The sequence below is a fragment of the Bdellovibrio sp. ZAP7 genome, assembly GCF_006874645.1.
In the GTDB taxonomy this organism is placed as follows: Bacteria; Bdellovibrionota; Bdellovibrionia; order Bdellovibrionales; family Bdellovibrionaceae; genus Bdellovibrio.
Genome location: NZ_CP030082.1, coordinates 2,910,864 through 2,930,635, shown reverse-complemented (window position 1 = coordinate 2,930,635; position 19,772 = coordinate 2,910,864). Strand labels below are relative to the sequence as shown.

22 protein-coding genes are annotated in these 19,772 nt (G+C 45.7%); 11 read left to right on the top strand and 11 right to left on the bottom strand.

Annotated features, from left to right (window positions below):
* Window positions 1-43: 43 nt before the first annotated feature.
* Window positions 44-1,612 carry a class I SAM-dependent methyltransferase gene (locus DOM22_RS14160; RefSeq protein ID WP_142701006.1) on the bottom strand — a complete coding sequence of 523 codons (1,569 nt, stop codon included), beginning with the start codon at window positions 1,610-1,612 and terminating at the stop codon, window positions 44-46.
* A 73-nt stretch (window positions 1,613-1,685) separates the two neighbouring features.
* On the opposite strand from DOM22_RS14160, the gene DOM22_RS14155 reads away from it, so the two are divergent.
* From DOM22_RS14155 to DOM22_RS14130, 6 genes are all read left to right on the top strand, one after another.
* The gene (locus tag DOM22_RS14155; RefSeq protein ID WP_246845658.1) at window positions 1,686-2,279 is read left to right on the top strand and encodes a LemA family protein; all 594 of its coding nucleotides are present in this window, start codon (window positions 1,686-1,688) and stop codon (window positions 2,277-2,279) included.
* On the top strand, window positions 2,279-3,019 hold the full coding sequence (locus DOM22_RS14150) for a YgcG family protein (protein WP_210415630.1): 741 nt from the start codon (window positions 2,279-2,281) through the stop codon (window positions 3,017-3,019). Before DOM22_RS14155 ends, DOM22_RS14150 begins: the two co-directional genes overlap by 1 nt.
* Before the next feature lie 128 nt (window positions 3,020-3,147).
* Window positions 3,148-3,789: a TPM domain-containing protein gene (locus tag DOM22_RS14145; protein ID WP_142701005.1), complete on the top strand. Its 642-nt coding sequence runs from the start codon at window positions 3,148-3,150 to the stop codon at window positions 3,787-3,789.
* Window positions 3,790-3,871: 82 nt separating this feature from the next.
* Window positions 3,872-5,431: a histidine ammonia-lyase gene (gene hutH / locus DOM22_RS14140; RefSeq protein ID WP_142701004.1), complete on the top strand. Its 1,560-nt coding sequence runs from the start codon at window positions 3,872-3,874 to the stop codon at window positions 5,429-5,431.
* Window positions 5,431-7,125: a class I adenylate-forming enzyme family protein gene (locus tag DOM22_RS14135; protein ID WP_142701003.1), complete on the top strand. Its 1,695-nt coding sequence runs from the start codon at window positions 5,431-5,433 to the stop codon at window positions 7,123-7,125. Before hutH ends, DOM22_RS14135 begins: the two co-directional genes overlap by 1 nt.
* Window positions 7,126-7,139: 14 nt before the next feature.
* On the top strand, window positions 7,140-7,604 hold the full coding sequence (locus tag DOM22_RS14130) for a hypothetical protein (RefSeq protein ID WP_142701002.1): 465 nt from the start codon (window positions 7,140-7,142) through the stop codon (window positions 7,602-7,604).
* Window positions 7,605-7,607: 3 nt separating this feature from the next.
* Here DOM22_RS14130 and DOM22_RS14125 read toward each other — a convergent pair whose 3' ends face one another.
* Both DOM22_RS14125 and DOM22_RS14120 read right to left on the bottom strand, forming a co-directional pair.
* Complete coding sequence (locus DOM22_RS14125; protein WP_142701001.1) at window positions 7,608-8,060, bottom strand: hypothetical protein; 453 nt, start codon at window positions 8,058-8,060, stop codon at window positions 7,608-7,610.
* Entirely contained in the window at window positions 8,044-9,201 is a 1,158-nt protein-coding gene (locus DOM22_RS14120) for a beta-ketoacyl synthase N-terminal-like domain-containing protein (protein ID WP_142701000.1), read from the bottom strand. The genes DOM22_RS14125 and DOM22_RS14120 overlap by 17 nt, the downstream gene beginning before the upstream one ends.
* Before the next feature lie 30 nt (window positions 9,202-9,231).
* On the opposite strand from DOM22_RS14120, the gene DOM22_RS14115 reads away from it, so the two are divergent.
* Window positions 9,232-9,618, top strand: a complete 387-nt coding sequence (locus tag DOM22_RS14115; RefSeq protein WP_142700999.1) for a hypothetical protein — start codon at window positions 9,232-9,234, stop codon at window positions 9,616-9,618.
* Here the strand turns inward: DOM22_RS14115 and DOM22_RS14110 are convergent.
* From DOM22_RS14110 to DOM22_RS14080, 7 genes are all read right to left on the bottom strand, one after another.
* Window positions 9,593-9,856, bottom strand: a complete 264-nt coding sequence (locus tag DOM22_RS14110; protein WP_142700998.1) for a phosphopantetheine-binding protein — start codon at window positions 9,854-9,856, stop codon at window positions 9,593-9,595. The two genes, DOM22_RS14115 and DOM22_RS14110, sit on opposite strands and share 26 nt — an antisense overlap.
* 18 nt (window positions 9,857-9,874) lie before the next feature.
* A complete protein-coding gene (locus DOM22_RS14105) occupies window positions 9,875-11,092 on the bottom strand; it encodes a beta-ketoacyl synthase (RefSeq protein WP_142700997.1) in 1,218 nt (405 codons plus the stop codon).
* 86 nt (window positions 11,093-11,178) lie between these two features.
* Window positions 11,179-12,258: a methyltransferase gene (locus DOM22_RS14100; RefSeq protein ID WP_142700996.1), complete on the bottom strand. Its 1,080-nt coding sequence runs from the start codon at window positions 12,256-12,258 to the stop codon at window positions 11,179-11,181.
* On the bottom strand, window positions 12,224-12,901 hold the full coding sequence (locus DOM22_RS14095) for a polysaccharide deacetylase family protein (protein WP_142700995.1): 678 nt from the start codon (window positions 12,899-12,901) through the stop codon (window positions 12,224-12,226). The genes DOM22_RS14100 and DOM22_RS14095 overlap by 35 nt, the downstream gene beginning before the upstream one ends.
* A complete protein-coding gene (locus tag DOM22_RS14090; RefSeq protein WP_142700994.1) occupies window positions 12,902-13,420 on the bottom strand; it encodes a beta-ketoacyl synthase chain length factor in 519 nt (172 codons plus the stop codon).
* Window positions 13,417-14,583, bottom strand: a complete 1,167-nt coding sequence (locus DOM22_RS14085; protein WP_142700993.1) for a beta-ketoacyl-[acyl-carrier-protein] synthase family protein — start codon at window positions 14,581-14,583, stop codon at window positions 13,417-13,419. Before DOM22_RS14085 ends, DOM22_RS14090 begins: the two co-directional genes overlap by 4 nt.
* A gap of 1 nt (window position 14,584) precedes the next feature.
* Window positions 14,585-14,860 (bottom strand): acyl carrier protein, encoded by a 276-nt coding sequence (locus DOM22_RS14080; RefSeq protein ID WP_142700992.1) that lies wholly within the window; start codon window positions 14,858-14,860, stop codon window positions 14,585-14,587.
* A gap of 52 nt (window positions 14,861-14,912) precedes the next feature.
* On the opposite strand from DOM22_RS14080, the gene DOM22_RS14075 reads away from it, so the two are divergent.
* Genes DOM22_RS14075 through DOM22_RS14065 form a run of 3 tightly spaced genes read left to right on the top strand, consistent with a single transcriptional unit; the run spans window position 14,913 to window position 18,264 of the window.
* Window positions 14,913-15,539 (top strand): outer membrane lipoprotein carrier protein LolA, encoded by a 627-nt coding sequence (locus DOM22_RS14075; RefSeq protein ID WP_168196662.1) that lies wholly within the window; start codon window positions 14,913-14,915, stop codon window positions 15,537-15,539.
* Window positions 15,527-17,725, top strand: coding sequence for an MMPL family transporter (locus DOM22_RS14070; protein WP_142700990.1), 2,199 nt, complete (start codon window positions 15,527-15,529; stop codon window positions 17,723-17,725). The genes DOM22_RS14075 and DOM22_RS14070 overlap by 13 nt, the downstream gene beginning before the upstream one ends.
* Window positions 17,722-18,264, top strand: coding sequence for a hypothetical protein (locus DOM22_RS14065; protein ID WP_142700989.1), 543 nt, complete (start codon window positions 17,722-17,724; stop codon window positions 18,262-18,264). Before DOM22_RS14070 ends, DOM22_RS14065 begins: the two co-directional genes overlap by 4 nt.
* On the opposite strand, the gene fabG is transcribed toward DOM22_RS14065, so the two are convergent.
* Window positions 18,239-18,955 (bottom strand): 3-oxoacyl-ACP reductase FabG, encoded by a 717-nt coding sequence (gene fabG / locus DOM22_RS14060; RefSeq protein ID WP_168196661.1) that lies wholly within the window; start codon window positions 18,953-18,955, stop codon window positions 18,239-18,241. The genes DOM22_RS14065 and fabG overlap by 26 nt on opposite strands.
* Before the next feature lie 30 nt (window positions 18,956-18,985).
* Here fabG and DOM22_RS14055 point away from each other — a divergent pair, with 30 nt between their 5' ends.
* Entirely contained in the window at window positions 18,986-19,771 is a 786-nt protein-coding gene (locus tag DOM22_RS14055; protein WP_142700987.1) for a lysophospholipid acyltransferase family protein, read from the top strand.
* The last annotated feature ends 1 nt before the right edge of the window (window position 19,772 follow it).

Below are 19,772 nucleotides of genomic sequence, written 5' to 3'. Positions count from 1 at the left end.
ACGTATGTTAAGAAAACGCAAAAGGTACTCTGCGCAATTTATTTTAGTTTTTGCGAAGGATGATGGATTTCATCAAAGGTTCCTGATCCGGCAATTCAAAATCAATTCCTTGGGAGGGAGCAGGCAGAATCTTGAACGAGAATTCTCTTTTAAGTTTTTCCAAGCGCAAATGCAGATCGCCACTTGTCCACTTTTCATAGTTAGTACAGAACAACAACAAGCCATTTTTTTCCAGGCAGTACATAGCATTGATTAAAAGTTCATCAAAGTTTTTACTAATGGAAAAAACACCGTTCTTGGAGCGACCAAAAGACGGTGGGTCGCAAATGATTAAACCGAATTTTCTTTTACGTCGAACAGTCCCTTTCAGGAACAAGATGCAGTCACTATTCCAGAATTCATATTTTTCATGTTCTGGATCAAGTCCGTTAAGGATGAAATTGCGCTTGCTCCAATCCAGGAAATTTGAAGAGACGTCAACCGTGCAAACTTCCTCTGCTCCTGCCATGGCTGAAACGACACTAAAGCCGCTGGTATAAGAGAAAAGATTTAAAACGCGACGGTCCTGGGCGTGCTCACTGACCCACAGGCGATTTTCACGTTGATCCAAAAACAAACCAGGGGAAAGCCCCGTGTCACTGCGAAGTTCGTACTTCACATTGTTTTCTTTGGCGACCCAGCTTGTTTGGGTCTGACCGATCGTCCACAAAAGCTCCGCATTGGGATCGTCACCGCGGTTGAGCATTTTTCGAATCAGGATTTTCTTTTTTAGTTTTTTCGAGATGCGCTCAAAGCGCAAAAGATCCGGTACAGACGGGTCCTCTTCTTTGTACCAATACACCCAAAGGTATTCACCATATTGATCGATACGGTAGGTATCGAGCTCGCGATGAGACAGGCGCAAACATTCGTCTTTCAGTTCCGTGAATTTGTACAGACGCTCGCGACGTTGAAACGCCTCTGCCAAAATCAGATCTTCCTCGTGCTCGTTTAATTCGCCATCTTTGGCCCATACGGGAAGGTCTGTTTCGAACTTAATGGGTTCTCCACGCAAAGTGAACTCCAAAGAGTGGGAGTGCAAGCACAGTCGATAAAAACGACTGCCACCGTGTTCACTATCACCCAAAATCGGAATGCCCTTGGCCTCGGCGTGCAGGCGAATCTGGTGCGGTTTTCCGGTGTGAGGAATGGCTTCCCATAGTTGAAAGCGCCCTAAAGCTTTGATCCATCGGAATGTAGTTTTGGAATTAGGGTCTTTATCTTTGGTGCTAACGAATTTATTTTTTTCTTTTTCGATGTGGGATTGATAAGTGAATTCTAACGAACCTGCCGGCTTGTCAGTTAAAAAAAGATATTTCTTACTTACCAAATGTTGTTCGAAGAGGCGGGAGATTTCCGCCGCGTCCTCGGAAGTTTTAGCAAAACACAGAGCGCCAGAGGTCGCTTTATCCAGGCGGTGCACGACGAATAGTTTGCGATCCAACTCTTCTTCGTACACTTCGACGCAACCACGTTGTCCATGCTCTGGAGTGTGCGTGTTTAGGCCGGCAATCTTGTCAACGAAGATGCAACCGGTTGTCTCGGTGTAGCGAAGCTTAATCGTGCGTGTCATTCGACCAATATAGACTGGTTTTCATTGAGCGTCACTGAGAGATTCGATAGAAATGGACATGGAGGTTTTTCTCATGAAACGTATGTCTAAAGTTCTTTTGATGTCTCTGGTATTGCCATTTCTAGCGGGATGCGGGATTCAAAGTATTCCTCAATCCAAAAATGCGACGGAAGCTTCCTTGGCAGAGGTATCAAATCAATACAAACGTCGAGCTGATCTGATTCCAAACTTGGTGAACGTTGTAAAAGGTTACGCGAAACACGAGGAAACCACTTTGACTCAAGTGGTGGAAGCTCGCGCAAAAGCAACTTCAATGCAGATCGATCCATCCAAAGTGACACCTCAACAATTGGCGGAATATCAAAAAGCGCAAAGTGGTTTGTCCCAAGCTTTGGGTCGTTTGATGGTGGTGACGGAAAATTATCCGAACTTGAAAGCGGATCAGAATTTCCGTGATCTTCAAGCTCAACTTGAGGGCACAGAAAATCGTATTACAATTGCTCGCCAACGTTATATTGAATCGATCAATCAATTTAATAATCTGGTAACTGTTCCGCCAACAAGCTGGACAAACTCTGTGATGTATCATTTCGAAAAGATGCCTCAGTGGGATATGTCCGCTGATGAAAAGGCAACAGCTGAGAAAGCTCCAGAAGTTAAATTCTAATGCGTATTCTATCTTGGCTTTTGCTGCCCATTCTTTTGGTGGCGAGCTTTCAAGCTCGCGCTGAATTCAAGGTTCCTGCCTTGCAGGGACCTGTCATGGACGAAGTGGGTGTGATCCCACGTTCGATGCGCCAGGATCTGACGCAGCTCCTGTTTGATTTCAACAAACGTGGCAAAGCGCAGATCCAAGTTTTGGTGATCAACAGCCTTGAAGGCGAGCCGATTGAACAAGCTTCTATTAAAATCACCGACCAGTGGAAGTTGGGCGATGCTAAAAAAGACAACGGCGTTCTATTCCTAATTGCTCTGCAAGATCGCAAAATGCGCATCGAAGTCGGGCAAGGACTTGAGGGAGCGATTCCCGATGTCTATGCGAAACGAATCATCGCCGATGTTGTCACTCCTTATTTCCGCAAACAAAGATATGCCGATGGAATCTATGCCGGTGTCGCGCAGATCATGGCTTTGGCTGACAAGGAATTTGCTGACGAAAAAGGTATGACCACCGAGGATCGTTCTGACGACAAAGGTGGTGGTATTCCCATTGGCGTTATCATTCTTCTTTTAATCATCATTTCTATTCTGGGCAGATTCGGGGGCGGCCGTGGTCGTTACTTGGGTGGTCGTGGTGGATATGGTGGCGGCACATTCGGCGGTGGAGGCTGGGGTGGTGGCAGTGGTGGCGGTTGGTCCGGAGGCGGCGGTGGTTTCAGTGGCGGCGGCTCTTCGGGTTCTTGGTAGCACGCTGCCCGGAAAGCTTTTTCCGCGTTGCTGCGTCGTCGCAGTACAATGTGCAGCTTCCTCCTTGCGCCTTGAAAAATCTTTCCTGACAGCGCGCTACTAGTGTGCGCGTGATCGGAGTAATTAAAATGGCTTGGATTGATAAATATCTTTCAGATAAAGAAATTGAACAAATCTCCCAAACGGTTCATCGAGTTGAAGAACACACCGATGGTGAGATTGTACCCGTTATCGTCAAGAGCTCTTCTTCGGTGGGGCATGTTCCGATGACGTTAACTCTTCTTTTGCTTTTGGTTTTGGTGATCGCGGAATTGCCTTTTGCAGATTTGCTGTGGGTGACTCCATGGGTCTACATCTGGCCATTTTTGGTTGTTGGCATCTATTACATCTCTTTTGCCTTGGCGAAGATGCCGTTTATTCAAAAAATCTTTGTTCCCGAGCGTGACGAGGTGGATCAGGTGCATCAGCGTGCTCACTTGGAGTTTTACCTCAATAAAATTCATCGCACCAATCAGGGGACGGGGATTTTGATTTTTGTCTCGGTGATGGAGCGAAAAGCGGTGATTCTGGCTGATGAGGGGATTAACGGAAAACTTCCTCCAGAAACTTGGAATCAAGTTCTGGCAAAATTGGGTGAGCAACTGAACAAGGGCGACTGGGCCGCTGGATTTAATGAGGCCATCGAGGCCTGTGGTAGGCATTTGCACCAGCATTTCCCTCACACTGACGGTGGGCATAATCAGTTGAAAAATCACTTGGTCATTCGTTAAGAATTGAGCAGCTGTGTCAGTAAAAAAGGGGTGCAACCCCTTTGAACCCCGGTTTATAGTTTTCGTTTACGGGGTTTAGGGCATGGCTAAGGAATTGGTGCTGCAAGGGCATCTTAAAGTTAAAGACTTATCTGATTTTGTATTTCAGCGAGAGCTTTTTTCGAAAATTTCTGTCGCTGAAAACCTACATAAAAAAATCGAATATTCATTTAAATCCTTAAAGACCCTGATCGATAAGGGCGTACCTATTTACGGAGTGACGACTGGCTTTGGCGAAAACTCCACGCACTATGTGCAAAGTGATCACGCGGATCAGTTGCAAAAAAATCTGATCAATTATCTAAGCTGTGGCCAAGGTCGCACGATTCCCACTGAGGCCTCCCGTGCCATGTTTTTGGTGCGTTTAAATTCTTTGGCTCAAGGTGTTTCTGCGGTCAGCCCCGAACTTATCGCCAGAATGTGTCTGCTTTTAGAAAATGATGTCTTGCCGGTGGTGCCCTGCGAGGGTTCATTAGGTGCCAGTGGAGATTTAGTGCCACTAGCTTATCTCGGACAAACAGTTCAAGGTATCGGCGAAGTTTTCCACAAGGGCCAACGCACATCTGCTGAAAACGTTCTTAAGAAATTGAATCTGCCTGTTTACAAATTGAAACCCAAAGAAGGTTTGGCAATTGTGAACGGAACTTCCACGATGGCCGGAATGGTGCTTTATAATCTGAAGCTTACTGATTTTATCGTCGAGCTTTGTGAAGTCGCAGCTGCGTGGCAATGTTTGATCTTGGGGGGACGCAAGGAAGCCTTTGGAGCCTTCATCAATGAGGTTGCCAAAACCAATCCTGGGCAAGGTGAGAGTGCTCGAAATATCCGTGAGCTTTTGGATGCAGAAAATTACCGTCCTGCTCGCGGCCAGGATGTTGCGGTGGCTAAAAATAAAACATCTGAATTCATTCAAGACCCGTATTCCATGCGTTGTGTGCCACAGATCCTGGGCCCGATTCGTGAGAATTTGAAACACTCCTGGACAAGCCTTGAGCACGAAATCAATTCGGTGACAGATAATCCCGTCGTAAATTTTGAAGGCGGCTTGGAGATGGGCGGAAATTTCTATGGCGGGTATTTATGCCAAGCCATGGATTTCGTGAAAATAAATCTGGCCCACATTGCAGATTTGGCAGACCGTCAGGTGTTGATGTTGGTGAGTGATAAATTCAATCGCGGCTTGTCTGCGAATTTGATCGATACCAAATCAATTCCGGCAAATGAACAGCATATGCACCATGGACTGAAAGGTCTGCACCAAACAGTGGGTGCCATCACCAGTGAAGTCATTCAACGTTCCATTCCCAGTGGAATTTTCTCGCGCTCGTCTGAATCCCATAACCAGGACAAAGTTTCTTTGGGCATGAGTGCTTCAATGACGTGTTTGGATATGCTTGAAGGCGTTTACAAAATTCTGGCGATGCAGTTGGTTTGTCTGGCTCAAGCCTTGGATTTAAAAGACATCAAACTTCAAAGTGAAAAGTCTCAAAAGGTTTACTCGATGGTGCGAAGCCAGGTGAGCTTTGTGAATTATGATCGCAGTCTGGGACAAGAAATCTTAAATCTGACTCAAACCATGCAACAACAGGCATTGAGGAAATAATGATTCATCTGTGGCGGGGAACTCATCATCAGGAATTGCCAGGTCTTTTAAAAAGGTTTTGGGAGTCTGGTGAGCTTGTGATTATGGTTCCTCCTTACCACCGGGATTTTCAATTTCTACAAATGTTTCCGGAATTTCAACTTCATGGTGAGTGGCCCGAGGATATCAAAAAGCTGACTCAACAAACTCCGCGCGTTCTGACTGATTCCGAAACGAAAATCATCGCATCGGCGGTTTTGGGAGTCTTCACTTCGGGAACTACCAGCGGCGTGAATCGGCTGGTTTTATATTCTAAAGAAAACGTCACAACTTCGCTTTCGGCCATTCGTGAGTTGTACGATACAAAGCGCATTCAAAAGGTGTTCTCTTATCCTCAACCAACTCACACATTCGGTTTGGTTCTGGGTTATATGCAGGCCGTTTTAAATAATGCGCAAATCATATTCTCTGAAGGTGCGTACTCCCGACAAACTCATCAACTGTGGCTTGAACAAGTCGACGCCAACACTTTGACGCTAGGAACGCCCACGCATTTCGTGGATCTGATTCAATTCGTAAAAAAACAACACATCATCCCAAATAAATCCTATACTTCAATTATTGGCGGAGCGATGGCCACTTGCGATTTGTGGCAGCAAATGCGCTCGATTTTAAATATCGAACAACCCAGTATCGGATATGGCGCAACGGAAGCTTCTCCGGGCGTGACTCATTTGCCGCCAGGAGTTCCACCACAAGAAGACGGGGATATCGGCTATGTCCTTTCGGGTGTCAGTGTCAAGGTTCAGGAAGAAGGCATTTACTTCGAGGGCTCTAATGCCTGTGCCGGTATTTTTGAAAACGGTGAGCTTAAGCACGCCGGACAAATTCTGTTGAAAGATTCATTAAAGCCTCATTCAGAGAGTGGGAAAACTCGTTACACTTTTAACGGTCGCACTGATTTGGTCGTGAATCGTGGTGGATTGAAGCTTCCCATGGAAGTGCTGGAAGGAAAAATCGCTTCGCACTTTTTCTGCCGATGTATGGCGGTGTCTTTGTTCGATGAGCGTTTAGGTGAAGACATTGGCTTTATCATTCAAGGTGATGTTTCAGATAAAGAAACACTTAAATCTCAAATCGCGGAACTGGTAGCAGAATCCGTTGGCATTAAACCCGCTCTTTCGAATATTATTTTTTCAGATATTCCGCTGAATGCGAATTTTAAGTTCGATCGTGTTGAGGGTATCAAAAAAGTTTTACGCGAACGCGCGTGGGGCGATTCAATGTCCGTGCAACACATGAAATACTTGCTGCCTCATAAGGGTGGAGCGGTGTGGATTGATGATGTGACGGAATTTAAAAAAGGTCAAGGTGTGGGCCAAGTGACGTTGCAAGCTCAAGGGCGTTACTTTTCTGACGGTAAAGTTCGCGAAAGCTCCTGCATCGAGTGGATCGCACAAACCTACGGTTACAGTGTGATTGCCAATGATATTTTGGGAATTGAACCGGCCTATAAGGGGCGTGTGACGTTTATTGCCGAAGTTAAAAATGCGCAGTTTGATTTCATTGATGTCGATCACAAACCGGGCGACATGATTCGTATTGAAACCACCTGTACTCACGATTTCGGGCCACTTAAAGTTGTGAACGGAAAAGTGTTTAACGACAAAAAGCTTCTTGCTCAGGTGGGGCTCAAATTATATTGTGGGCAATAATAAAGAGGTGGATTTTGAAACTACTTAAGATTTTTACAGCAGCAATTATCGCAATGTCTTTCTCCCTTGCTCACGCTCAAGAAGAAGTGAGCACGAGCTCGGCGAAAGTTCCAGTAGCGACTGGCAAGTACGTAACGGGTGGCGTTCTGGCTTCTACTTTGGGTTTTGGTATCGGTCATGGTGTTCAAGGTCGTTACGCTGATAAAGGTTGGATCTTCACGGCAACGGAGTCTGCGGGCCTTGCGATGTTAATTGCCGGGGCAAACACTTGCAAAGAAGAAACAGATGCCTACGGTTACAAAGAAACTAAATGCAGCAACGGTGGTTTGGCGGTTGTTGGATTTGGTGTTTTGTTAGGTTTCCACATTTGGGAAATCGTTGATGCTTGGGCGGGAGCAACTCCAGTGGATAGCGGTGTGAAAGCTTACATCCTGCCGGATCCCAAAGCACCTGGTATCGGATTGGCATATAGTTTCTAATAATTACTTTGCAGAGAAGGCTTCGAATTCAATTTCGCGGCCTTCATTCTGAAGTTTTGCAGGGCTGGCAAAAACCCACGCGGTTTTTCCGGCCTTTGCCATTTCTTGGGCTTCTTGTTTTGCAAACTCAATGGTCGCAGCCCCTTTATTCAGACAATAAACTTTTCCGCTAAAACCCAACATTTGAAAAATCACCGCGGCACAAATATTCGGTAGAGTAAAAACGAACTTGGCGGGACTCGATGCTCCTGTAGAAACAAAATCAAAATCCGCGACATTCGAGGCTTCTGGTAGCGCCAGGAAAATGACATCAGGATGAGTCTCGTCTTTCAAGTTTTCCCATTGATAAAGCGCTTCGCAAAATGCATAACCCACTTCATCCAGTTGATACCAGCGATCAATTTTCGCACTCCAGGCAGGTTCGGAGTTGTTTTTTAAATCAACGACGAGCTTCATTGATTATCTCCTCGGAACTGATAGCGCAGGCCGCGTGAACTCCGCCAAAGCCCAATGATGTGACAAGAATTTGGCGGAAGCGGCGATATTTCTCGATATCGCTATTTGCTGTCAGATAATTTCCCTCAAAACCCGGCTCTTTAGCTGTCGTGTTTTGAATGCGAAAAGCTTTTTGAGTTTTTAAAATTTCACAGGCCGCAATGACATCAATCAAACCACTCGCACCCAACGTGTGGCCGATGCTCCATTTTGTGTTGGTAATAGGTGTTTCTTTGAGGTCAATAGAGTTCAAAAACTGCAATAGAGCTTTCTCCTCTGCGGAGTCATTAAACTTGGTTCCCGTGCCATGAGCGATCACGAGATCTGGATGAAGTTCCGTTTGAGTGTTTACTTTCTCGATTGCCCGCAAAAGCCCCTGTCCATTCAACGAGGGACGAGTGATAGAAGACCCTTCAGTATCACTAGCAACGCCGATAATTTTTAAATCTTTAGGTGATTTTCTTTCTTTAGAAAGTAAAAGCATGGCCATGGCTTCGCCCAATTGTAAACCTTCACGGTCACCTGAAAAAGGACGGTTTCCCGAAGTCGAAATAACTTTCAAAGATTGAAATCCCTTGTAAATGAACGGTCCGATCAGGTCGCCTGCGATGATCAGTGCATATTCGGCGCGGTCCGAGGCGAAAAGATCTTGAGCATATTCCAAGGCGACGTGGCTTGATGCGCAGGCGTTGCTGACGTTACAGTGAAGTGTCCATTCAAGTTCCCCCATGGCTTCGGTGAACTCCTGGTAGATATCTGTGAACGGATCCTGCAGTTCACGGATGTTCTCACTTGTGGCTTCCCAGATAAAATCCTCGATACAACCTTTAGTGGAAGCAAAGATCAAGGCTGCGCGGCTTTTCGAGATGTCACCGTGTGCATTTTGGGAAAGGCCTTCGCGCACCGACAACGTGAGTTGCTTAAACGCATTTACGAATATATTTTTGTACGTCTGAGTTTTTTCTGGTTTCTGTTCCAGATAACACACGCGCCCGCCGCTTTCGACCGGGACGGAGCAGTCTTTCCCAGAATAGAGAGCTGACATCAGGGCGCGAGTGCCGAATCCCGCTGCTGTGGTGCATGAATAATTTTGAATGTACACAGGGATTCCTCCGGGTGTATTTTCTCACCTATGATTGACTTGGCCAAGGAACTTTCAGGGACATATACGATTCGCACAAAAAGTGACGAAGCGCTTGAAGTGGAGATAAAACCTTCTCCCGCCTGGCCTTATTTTTCCGGACACTTTCCGCAAATGCCCGTTCTTCCCGCTGTGGCCATGATCGATATCAGTCAGCACTTTGTTCAAGAGATGATGCAGTCGAAAAATCTGCTGAGTAACATCTCAAGCTTTAGAATTAAAAATCCCGTGGCGCCGAATGATAAAGTCTTGGTGAAAATTCAAAAAGAATTGAAAGATCAGGCGGGTGTCCCTGCAGATACGTACCACGTGTCGTGGGTGAGCTGCGAGGGTGATAAACCCTTGGCGGATATTAGTTTACAGTTTCTTGAACTGTAAGTTCGCTCACCAATTGATAGATATCGCCTAAGTTTTTGATTTTCATAAAGTCTACGTTCTGTGGGTTTTTGCCGGTTTCTTGTTCCAACAAAATAAACATATCCACGAAATCCAAGCTGTCCAATTGCAGGTCTTCTTTAAGATTCGCTGTGGGAACCAATGCATCTTTAGGCACTTCAAATTTTTCATGAAGAATGTTGTTAACGATGTCTACGACTTGCGTGCTGTACTGGTTCACTGACTCACTCCGTGCTGTTTAAATTTTCTTAATAACAAAACTTGTATTGATGCCACCGAAAGCAAAGTTATTGCTAAGGGTGATGTTGGCATTCACTTTGCGATTTGCTTGCAAGTGCATGACCGTGTCGCATTCAGGGGCGACTTCTTGCAGGTTGCGGGTGCCAATCAAAAGACCTTCATTCATCATCTGCATGCTGGCGATTAATTCGCCCACTCCGCACGCCGCCATCGAATGACCAAAGTGACCTTTCAAAGAACTCACTGGAACTTGTTTTCCGAACAGATTGCCAATAGCAATTGCTTCAGCCGCATCACCTTGCATTGTTCCTGTTGCATGGGCGCTGACATACTCAACTTGATCCTTGGTGATTCCAGAACGCTCTAAAGCGGCTGTCATTACATGGTGCATTTGCACTTCGTTGCTTTGACTCATGTGTGAGCTTTCGCAACGGTAAGCGCCGCCTAAGAATTCAGCCAAAGGTTTGGCGCCACGTTTAGCAACACTGCGCTCGCTTTCCAGGATAACAATCGAAGCGCCTTCAGACACAATCAGACCATCACGTTTTTTATCAAACGGACGAGGCGTGGCCGAAGGTGAGTCGTGATATCCACGAGAGGCTGCATAGACAGAATCAAAAACGGCGACACTGAGGTAGTGAAGCTCATCCGCGCCACCACAAATAGCGATGTCGTAAAGACCCGCTTTGATAAGTTCCCAGCCCAGGATCACGGCTTGAGCTGAAGTAGCGCAAGCACTGCTCGGGGAAATCACGGCACCATTGAATCCCAATGCTACAGCCACATTGGATGCAACAGAGTGATTCATGACTTTAAAGAAGGCCGTTCCGGATTGTCCCTGCACGCCATTGTTTTCAGAAATCTTTTGAAAGTATTCTTCAAGGCCGATGGGGCTGCCCGTGGTTGAACCCACGGATAACAATGATTTTGAAAAATCCATTTCTTGAACGGAAAGACCGGCTTCCGTTAAAGCTTGCTGAGTAGCGAGAGCTGTCATCTCTGACATGGGTGACATAGTTCTGCGAACTGTGCGAGGCAGAGTGCGATTATCATAGGGAGCTGCAGGAGCCGCCAGACGGCAATTCAAGCCATTAAGATTATTCCACGCAGGAATGGGACGAACGGCGCTTTTACCTTCGATCAGAGAGCCGAACATTTCTTTTGTGCTGTTGCCCAGAGAGGAAATCACTCCTGTGCCGGTAACGTAAACCTTCAATCAAAACTCCAAAATACGAATGAAAAATAATCGTATAATAACGATTTCAGTTAAACAACATAACTTCATGCGTTAGCGATAGAAAGCTATGCTGGTACGCATTTGAGGATGGTGTGATTCAAGCGAATGAAGGGGTGTTCTTCGACGATTTTCATCTCTGCTTTTTCAATGAGTTTATAAAACTCTTCGCTGCGGTACATGCGGCTATTTCCATTCGCCATCACCGTGAAGTACAGCGACGTCATATCCAGGCAAAACCGAGCTGTATTGAATTTTTGATTGTCAGTGAAAGTCTCCATAATATACAGACTGCCGCCGGTACCCAGTGCTTGACGTGCTTTTTTCAAAATCATCACCACTTCTTCGTCTGAAAAACAGCTGAGAAGCTGACTCATCCAGATGACGTCATGACCCTGTGGTAGTGCTGCATCTTTTTTCAAAAGATCAGTTACATGGTAATGAACGCGTTCTGCCACTTGATTGCTGGCCGCGTTGGCCTTAGCCATTTCAATTTGTCCCGGGTGATCGGCGATTGTGACAGTCACATCGCTGTCAAACTTTGTACACGCCACAGCGAATTTTCCGGTATTTCCACCGACGTCCAAAATTTTCTTTGGCATATCTTTAAAGACAATAGGAAGAGCGCGAGGAAAGCTGTCGCTGCTAAAGAAATGGTCAAACTCAAACCAGCTTTGCTGAACTTTTTCCGGAAGGCTGGAAAGACCTTCATAAAGCGTTGACCAATTTCCGAACACCTTAAGGCCTGACGGAGTGTTCGTCTCCAAGGCGTCTTTTAGATTGAACAGTCCTTGATAACAAACGTCCTGGGAGAAGTTCATATTCACTCGCGTGATAGCGTCTTTTTCCAAGAACATTCCTGTTTGTGTGATCGTCCAGATTCTATTTTTCTCTAACACGATCCCAGAGCTTTCGCCCGCATCCAGCAAAACATTCAAGCTGTAACGGCTGAGGTTGATTTTCTCCAGCATCTTATCGGCTGAAAGCCCCTCAGGATTTTCACAAAGAAGATTCAAGATTCCAAAGTCACGCAAGCAGACAGCCGTCTGAAAAACAAAGGGCGCCATCGCAATAAACTGCGCCATGAATTTGGCATCCTGGGGAAGCAATTCCTTAGCTGCTGGCGTTGTTACGGGAGTGACTTGCATGCAAAACCTCTTCTTGTAAAACCGGGTCTGATAAACACGCACAACGATATCCCTGTCTCTGGATATCTTGCAAATATTTGCGCAGGGTTTTCAAAAATAATTCCTGGCGACCAGTGTTTTGTCGGTCATGCAGCAAGATAATATCGCCGGGTTGCAAGAGCTTGAGGTTTGCTTGAGCTTTGTCTTCGGTGAACTCGTGAGCAGTGTCAAAAAATCGATGACTCCACAAGACCAACGGGCATTGCAGCTGTTCCGCGGCTTTAACTAAAGGAGGAGTGATGACGCCTGCGGGGGGACGAAAAGCCTTATGGGGCTGACCGGATTGGTGATTCAAATCCGCCAGGGAATTTTCAATCCAATTTTTGACGTAAGCAGTGCTGCGAAAATAGTTGCTGTAAGCGTGATCCAGCGAGTGCGTAAAAAGCCCGTGACCTTCGCTTACAATACGTTTCAAAATTTCGGGATGCTTGCGAGCCTCGTAGCCAATGACGAAGAAACTTGCCTTGGCATCCAACTCTTTTAACAGATCTAAAACCTGGGGAGTGAGATCTTCGCTGGGGCCGTCATCGAACGTCAGATAGATTTCATTCTTTGCAGAGTGAATGCGTCTGACAATCAGTGAACTTTTGCGAAAGAAAAACATCTAGGCCCTTGCGTATAGATAGCTGGTCGCTTCATTTAAGTGTTCACCCAAAAAGGGGAACTTCTCCAGATAGTGTTCAGTGAGTGCATCCGGAACGCAATCAACAATGGAGATAAGGACATAGGGTGTCAGAGTCAGAAGATTTTTACCCATTTCATGGGCGGCGTTTACGGTTTCCCGGTCGCAGCTGACAGTCATGCATGGACCGGTCAATCCTAACTGAATACTTGCAAAACCCAATGTGGAATTATGCAGGCTGTTCTGGAAAAGAATCGGACGGGGAGTTTTGGTTTCGTGATAGGTATTTAAGAATTCCAAGGTCGAATTCACTTCACCAAAATGAGTTGCCACCACGAATGATATATCAGATTTGGAAACTCCCTTGGGCAGAGTCTTTAAAACTTTTTCCGCCGTCAAAGTCGTCAGAGCCATGTTCAGCGTCGCACGACGATAGGATGGATCCAAAGAATCCATATCAACGTCAGCTGTGCGCAAAGTATTTTCAGCTAAAAGCTTCATCCTTGCGCCTCCGCAGAATAAACGACAGCGGCATTGATTCCGCCAAAACCCAAACTGTTTTTCAGAAAGTGCGAATACTTGTGATTCACGGTCTTTTTGGGGATTTGCAGATAAATATTTTCATCGGCATTCTCAAAATAAGCTGTCGGAAGAATCTGTTGTTTCTTCATAGCCATGAGGCCCAGCACAGATTCCAAAGCTCCGGATGCCCCTAAAGTATGCCCGTGACTGGATTTGGTCGAAGTCACAAAGGGATTCTGTGGAAAGACCTGATTAATGGCTTTTGCTTCGGCCAGGTCATTGGCCGGAGATCCCGTTCCATGAGAGTAAATCCATGCAATGTCGGAAGCTGAAAGCTTTGCATTTTGCAGCGCCATTTGAATCGCACGCTGTGATCCCATTCCTTCAGGGTGAGGAGACGTCGGATGGTGAGCATCCGTTGAAAGACCAACACCGCTGACAAAGCCCCAGGCCTTGTCAGAACGAAGATCCCCGTGCTCCAGACACAGAAAAGCACTGCCTTCACCCAGATTAATTCCGGTCCGGGTTTTATCAAAGGGCTTGGCATTTTCTTTTGAAAGCAGGCGTAAGGATCCAAAACCAATTCGTGTAAGATCACTTTGAATTTCAGTGCCACCAACCACGCAGCGTTTCACTTTGCCTGTGCGAATCCAAAGAGTCGCCATGGCAATGGCTTGCAAAGACGCTGTGCAGGAGGATGTGATCAATGAAGCAGGTCCGTTGATTCCGAAAAACTCGGCCAGCCGCAAAGCGGGTGTGCCTAAGGATTGATTGGCCACGCTGGTTTTAATTTTTTCTAAGTCGTAGCCATTCTTTTTATAAAACGGCAAATGCTTTTCCCACTGATCAATCTGTGATGTTGTGGAGGCGAAAATAAATCCCGTCGCTTTGAGGTCTTCCTGGCTCCATTCAGAATCTTGCAGGGCTGCGCGCAGGCTGTGAACATTCAGTAAAGAACAACGACTGTCATGAAATTCTGCAGGGACATTTTTGGAAATTTCCTGCCACTGTAAATCAGAAAGAGTGGCCAGTCCCGAATCAAGAATGGCGGAAGAGCCTTGGCTGATGGAGGCAAAGATTTCTTCTTTGTTCACTCCGTTAGCGCAGGTAGCTCCCAGTCCGACAACCTTGATGGATTTCATGTTATTGGCTTTGCTTGGTTTCAATAAATTCGACGATGGAACCGATATTGCGGAAATGCTGAGCGTAGGATTCAGATTCGTTGAGTTTGATTCCAAAACTTGTTTCGAAATTCACGATCAGCTCCAAAATATCGATGGAATCCAGGTTCAAACCGCCTTGAGTGATCGCTGTTGTCGCATTGACGCTGGATTTGTCGATGTGTTTCAAATTCAATGTTGTGAAGATGATATCGATGACCTTGGAAGTTAAATCATTTCGAACTTGTTCTTTTTCCATAGGCGAGATGATATATCAAATTGCTTCCAATTCAACTCGTTTGGAGTTTTTTATGAGAGTCCGTCCACAAATTCTAATTATTCTAGTTTCCTTTGTCGTTGCTCAGATTTGCCTTGCTGCAACGCAAGACGCGGAAGCCTTGAAGGATCTGAAGTTGGCGGAGTTTACGAAACTCAGTGGACAGTTTAAGCAGTCCAAAAGTTTGAAAGAGCTGGATGTCGAAATCAAAACCGAAGGGAACTTCCAGGTTTTACGCCCAACCCCGGAAACCTCGGTGTTTCACTGGAATATTGAAAAACCCAAGCCCTCGAATATTTGTATCGATGGCGTGGGCATCGTCGTGGACTCGGGAACTCCGCTAAAAAGAAAAAATTTGAAATTTTCAGAGGTCGGACGTGAGGCCGGTGATCAGATCGCAAGTTTGTTAAAAATTATTACCATGAATCAGTCGCGAATTGCGGAAGAATTCAATATACAAAAGCAAGGCGGCTTGTTCCTGCTGACGCCGAAGAAGTCTGCTCAGGCCTTTTTTGAATCGTCCACATTGGAAATTGATAAAGCGGGTTTGGTTAAGAAAGTTTTGATTTTGGAAAAATCCAAAGATGAAATTCGCATTGAATTTCTAGGCATGAAAAAGCAGAGCACTGCAATCGCGAAAGATGAAACATGCGCTCGCTAAAGTTTGTTTCTTTGGGGTTGTCTTTGCTGACAGTCTTCTTCCTTTCTTCCGCTCAGGCTAAAATCGATGATTCGGTGGATATTTTTTTTCCACAAAGTCTTAAGTATCTGCAGTACTCGCAAACTGAGTTTCCAGTTTTCTGGTGGAATTTTCTAGTTATCAACCCGCAGGGCGGGAAGGCTGACTTTGAAAAAGCGCAGTCGTTGTGTACGGAGCTTCAAAAGTTCCAAGGTAAAAGTGTCAAAAGATTGATCTGCGGTGACGACCTGGGTGGATTTATTGGCACTTTGGAGGAGTGGTCCAAGGATCTGGTATTGCGCGAAAACTTCCACGCCACAGCCGCATCACCCAAACACTATGAAGACGCCATTCAGAGCGCGATGGCAGAATTAAGCTTCATAAGCTCCGATAAAAAAGATTTCTTTAATCTCAAGCGCATGGACCCGACGGATCAATGGCAGATTTATCTGCAAAAAAGTCAGGCCATGACTCCAGCAGCCTTTACCCGTGAACAGGGATTCTTGCTAGAGCCAAAAACTCAGCGCCTGGTGATTCCTTTGCAATTTGCAGTTCAACCTAAAATGACCAACGTTCAAGATCTGATGGAAGATCTTAAGAAATTTGAGAATGTTCATTTGGTCGGTGCTCATGGGGCATCTTATTCCAACGAGAAACAAGTTCACCAAGACATGGAAATTGTCTCGTGGGTGGGGGTCGCTGTTCTTGTGGGCTTTATTGCCTTCCTGGTTTTAAAGGGCCGCGTGGGGGCTTTGCTTTTATTTCCTCCGGTTGCCATCGCCATGTTTTTGGCAGGCTGGGTGACAGAACTTTTTTATGGCAGCATTCATGGTTTGACCCTGGCGTTCGGTTCAGGAATCGTGGGACTTGCCGTTGATTATGGATTGCACGGAGCTTTCAATCAGGAATCAAAGCAAACCTGGAAATCAAATCTTGTCGGATTTTTGACGACGTTGGTGGGGTTGGGAATTTTAGCCTTTAGCGGAATTCCACTGATTCGTCAGATGATGGTATTTGGAACGCTGGGTATTTTATTTGGCTTCGTGATTTTTTTCCTGCTATGCAAGTACCTTCCAAAGTATTTCACTTTGAAACCTATCGATTGGTATTTTCCAGATTTCCGAGGCAGCGGTCTTGTTATCGCTCTTTTGATTGTTTTGGGAATCGTCGGTTCATTCCGCGTGGATTTAAGTTTTGATCTGCGTAAATTCAACTATCAGTTGCCGGGGGATCAAAACGCGACAAACTGGTTCTTCTCTCAAGGTGCTCAGCGTGAAACCTATTTGCTTTTGCACGATGAAAAGGATCTTTATCTTAAGACCGATGAAGAACGGACATGGAGTGCGGCTAATAAAGTTTCCTATGTTGGGTTAGGTGAATATCTGCCGCCGATAGAGTCGCAAAAGGCGAATATTGAATCCTGGCAAGAGGGTGGTTGTCATCACCTTCGTAAGCGTCTTTCCGTCAGTGAGTTGAAAGTCTTTGCGCCATTCATGGAAAATATTTGTGCTGACGACCATAAAGTTTTGCAGTTCGCAGATTTGGCGCGAAAAGACTATTTGAATCACTTGGTGGGACGTGGGCAGTTTATTTCCGTGTTTTTTGGCGAGACAGAGGAGCAAAAAAACCTGATTAAGGAAAAATTCCCAGAGGCTCACTCGTTGGTGGATTCCATCAAGGGTTTTTCTGATTCATTGGAAAGCGACTTAAAATGGATGATTCCAGTGGCGCTTTTGCTTTCGACGATTGTGTTATTTGTATACTACCGAAATTTCTATTGGGTGGTAGCGGCTTACATTCCGTTTTTAAGTGGCTTGGGTTTGTTTTATATCGCGAATTTCTTTAAAGGCGGTTCCCTGGATTTGATTTCAGTTCTGGGGCTTTTGATGGTCTTTGGATTTAGTATCGATTACGGTGTATTCGTGACAGACTTCTATGCCTTTAAACAGCCGGAAGAAGAATACAATATCATTCAATCAGTTTTAGGATTGGCCGCGATGACCAATGTTATCGGGTTTTTCCCGATGGTCTTTGCCAAGCATCCGATCCTGCATCAATTGGGTTTCGCCCTTTTCTTTGGAACAGTGGGGACTTATTTCGGAACACGCTGGGGACTTAAAAAGTTCTTATTGATGGAGCAAAGACATATGAAGAGGTCGAAAAAATGAGAACGTTGATTTTTCTGCCTTTTTTATTTTTGATTGCCTGTGCGAGTAAGCAAGTCGTGCCCAGTGGGCAGGGGCAGTTACTTTTCCCAGATGGACGCTACTCCCAAGACGTGGAAGTGGAAGTTTCAGTCGCGAAACCTGTTCAGAACTTTGATTTCAGCTGTATCGTTCAAAAAAAGCCCTCTGAAACGCTATTTTACGGATATAACTCCTTTGGCTTTTCGCTTTTTAAGATCAAAGAAGTCGAAGGTCAGCCCATTCAAGCCGAAAGCACGATTGAGCAAATCAACCAGCACAAAGATTTTTTCATCAAGATTTTTAAATTGGTTAAAACCATCGTGAACCTTAAAAAAGACGATCCACGTATCCAGGGTGATCAAGCCGATATCGATCAAGACGGTATTAAAGCCCACGTGACATTTTCAGGATATGACTCCCTGGGTATTCCACTTAATATGCTGGTGGAAACCAAGGGGCAATACGAAGTTAAAATTAAAACGACTTCTTACAAGTTTATGACGGAAACAGACCGCCATTAACGCTGATGGTGTGACCATTCACGTAAGTGGCATCTTTGGAGCACAGGAACGAAACGACTCCAGCCACTTCGTCAGGATTTCCAAAACGTCCCATGGGAATTTGTTTCTTCAGCATTTCCAGGTGGGGAATGCTCGTAATCATCTCCGTTTCGATTAGACCAGGTGCCACACCATTCACGCGAATTCCACGTGGGCCCAATTCAGCGGCCATGGTTTTAGTCATGGCGATCAAGCCCGCTTTGCTTGCTGCATAGTTGACCTGACCTGCATTGCCGGTTTGTCCCGCCAATGAAGAGATATTCACGATGCAGCCAGCGCGTTTCAGCAAAAGTTTTTTTGCACAGATTTTAGAAATATAGAAGGGACCAAAAAGATTCGTTTTCACGACTTTTTCAAAGGCGTCGTTGGACATCAATGCAGACATACCATCGATATGCATCCCAGCGTTATTAACCAGTGTATGAACGTCCACGTCTTTTAAGGCGGCTTCAACTTGCTCGGCATCAGCCATATCAAATTGCAAAAGGCTGCTTTCCGGAGAGTGCTTCTTTACTTCAGTCAACGTTTCTTCTGCACCTTTGAGATTGGAGTTGTAATGCACGCGGAGGTTGAATCCGTCCTGTGCCAGGCGAATGGCGATGGCGCGACCAATTCCTGAAGAAGCTCCGGTGACAAGTGCAATTTTTGACATCTCAAGAAATCCTATGCTAGGGTGATTTTCATGCCGAACACTGTCAGTTATAGGTTTCATAGAATATTCTGGTCAATTTATTTTGCCCTGACGATTGGCGTGATCGGTATCCTGTTCGGCTATGTGCTCACGTTTGCAATTTATCTTGTGGCGGCATTGTTCACCCCTTGGCGATGGGCTTCGGATCGGATTCGCTATGCAGGCGAATACGTACAGTGTTTGGCGATTCGCTTTTTGCTTAAGATTCAGCCGTGGCTTCGTTGCGAAACCAACTTGCACGAAATTGTCGGTTTTTATGATCGCTATAAGACTCGCAAAATTATCTTCGTCGCAAATCATCGCTCCAACCTGGATACTTTTTTGTTGATCTCTTACATACCTGGGCTGCGTGGTCTTGCGAAACATTCCCTTTTTTATAATATCTTCTTTGCGCCCTTCATGCTGGTGGCTGGATTTATCCCAGTTGAAAAGGGCAGCCCGAACTCCTTGATGGTGGGATTAAAGCTTTTGCGTGATCGCTTGTTGCTGCGCAATCGTTCGGTGCTTATATTTCCCGAGACCACTCGTTGTGATAAAGGATTCCCTTCGGTGAACAAGTTTGGTTCCGCATTTTTTTCTTTGGCTATTGAAAGTCAGGCGCTGGTGGTGCCTCTTTCCATTCAAGGCACGGACCAGGTGATGGGGCGCGGGGATTTATTTATTCATCCTTTTCAACCGGTCAAAATCAATTTGCTTCCCGCTGTGGATGCGAGCCAATACCGTGATGCTGTTCACCTGCGTGACAGTGTTTGGGGCCAGGTAAAGGCGGCATTGTAGT